Genomic DNA, 2,102 nt, shown 5'->3' on the forward strand with positions numbered 1-2,102 from the left:
CCCCGGACGAGCCCCGGCCCGTCCCGTTCGACGCCCCGCCCGGCGTCGTGCGGGACGGGCCGTCTCCGTCAGTCCGGGGTGCCGGCCCACCCCGCCCGCGGCGGGTGGCGCTCCTCCAGCAGGAATCGCAGCCGTCCGGTGTCGGCGGCGGTCCAGCCCTCCGGTTCGACGATCGCCGCCCAGGCGTCCACGGGGTTGGCGCCGTACCGGTGGCCGTGCGGCGCCGGGGCCCCGTAGGAGACGGCCATGTCCACGGTGGTCTGCCAGAAGGTGACGAAGGGGAACCAGTCGATCGCCCCGGTGACATCGGGGCCCAGCGGTTCGTTCATCCACTCCGGACGGCGGAACAGCAGGTCGGGGGACCACCACACCACGGGGTCCGAGGCGTTCTGCAGGTAGACCACCCGGGGGTGCTCCCAGTCCGCGCCGTCGCGGGCCAGGTCCACCTCGGGGAACTGGGCGAACCGCACGTGCTCGCCGTCCCGCCAGGCCGGCCGCCACACCGGGCTGCCGGGGTCCCGGTCGTCGGTGAGTTCGCCGTGGATGGGGGAGGCGTCGGGCGGGCCGACCAGCAGCCCGCCGTCCACCCGGTCCAGCAGGTCGTCGATGTCGGCGAAGGCCGCCTCGATCGCCTGCACGCCCATGCTCTCCCCGCTGACCAGCAGCAGTGGGCGGTCGTCCCCGGGCTCACGGGACCAGCGTTCGTGGACGGCGTCCACGAGGGCCCGGGTCGCCTCCCCGGCCTCCTCCTGGTCCACCACGAACGACATCCAGCTCGGCAGGTGGGAGTACTGCACGGCCACCACGGCGCTGTCGCCGCCGGTCATGTACTCCAGGGCCTCGACGGTGGTGGGGTTGATCCACCCGGTGCCGGTGGTCCCGGCGATCAGCAGGACCGAGCGGTCGAAGGCCCCGGTGCGCTCCAGTTCCCGCACCGCCAGTTCGGCGCCCTCCTCCGGGGTGCCGTGGGCGGCGCGTCCCACGTAGGCGCGCACGGGGTGCAGGGCCGGCTCGCCGGTGAAGGCGGAGATCTCCCGGGGGGAGAGGACGGTGCCGGTGAAGGTGCGCCCCTTGTTGCCCAACAGGTCCCAGGGAACGAGCGAGTCGGGGCTTCCGGAGACCAGGGGGGAGTAGGGCCGCAGCACGCCGGGATCGGTGCTGGCGTCCTTGGCGGCGGCGAGCCGTTCGGCGACGGTGAGCACGCCGCGTTCGAAGACCAGGTCGCGACCGGTGAAGACGACCAGGAGGGTGCTGAGGACCAGTGCCAGGGCGACCGCCACCGGGGCGGGGACGAAGCGGTGCAGCACCTCGATCAGCAGCCGGGTGCCCAGGCGGATGCCGCGCGCGATCGTCAGCAGGGTCAGCGCGACGGCGAGGCTGATCAGGGCGATCATCACCGAGTGCCAGGTGAGGGTGGGGGGCAGTTCCTGCAGGCGGCGCAGTTCGCGCTGCATGTCGGCGCTGCGGGACAGCAGGAAAATCACCAGCGGCGGGGTCAGCAGGTGGAAGGCGAGCCAGCAGCGGGCCCGGACGGTCTCGTCGGGACGCCACGGGGCCACCCGGCGGTACAGCGCGGCGACCAGGGCGCCGAGGCCGTAGCCGATCGCGGCGGTGATGCCGCCGATGACGCCCTGCAGGTACCAGGGGCGCGGCACCAGCGAGGGGGTCAGGGAGAGCCAGAAGAAGAAGAGGGCCACGAGGCAGGCGAAGAGGTCCGGCCAGCGGCGGACCACCCGGCGGGGGTCGCCGCGGTCGACGAGGGGGCGACGCAGGACGCGCAGGGCGGTGTGCCGGGCCCGGGCGGGCCATCCGGTACCGGCTCCGGCGACGCGATCGGCGGGACGCGGGTCGGGCCCCGGGCCGGGCCCCGACCCGTCGGCGGTGTACAGCATCGATCCCTCCCCCTGTCCCGTGCCGCCGGCGGGCGTGTCCCGTGGCTCCGGGTGACCCCGGATGGTGTCCGGGTGAGGACCCGGGGTCGGCGGCACACCACGCTAGGGGATCGGACGCCCCGGGACGGTCGGACGTTGAGCCGGTGCCGGATTGTGACCAACCGTCCCCCGGATGGCCCCGCGCGCGGAGGGGCCGGGGCCGCGAGGGGG

1 protein-coding gene is annotated in these 2,102 nt (G+C 74.7%); it reads right to left on the reverse strand.

The window, feature by feature from the left end; all coding sequences use genetic code 11:
- Nucleotides 1–68 precede the first annotated feature (68 nt).
- Nucleotides 69–1,892 carry an alpha/beta hydrolase gene (locus tag FOE67_RS23745; protein ID WP_182666884.1) on the reverse strand — a complete coding sequence of 608 codons (1,824 nt, stop codon included), beginning with the start codon at nucleotides 1,890–1,892 and terminating at the stop codon, nucleotides 69–71.
- Between the last annotated feature and the right edge of the window lie 210 nt (nucleotides 1,893–2,102).

It is taken from the genome of Streptomyces calidiresistens, assembly GCF_014141525.1.
Lineage (GTDB): Bacteria > Actinomycetota > Actinomycetes > Streptomycetales > Streptomycetaceae > Streptomyces > Streptomyces calidiresistens.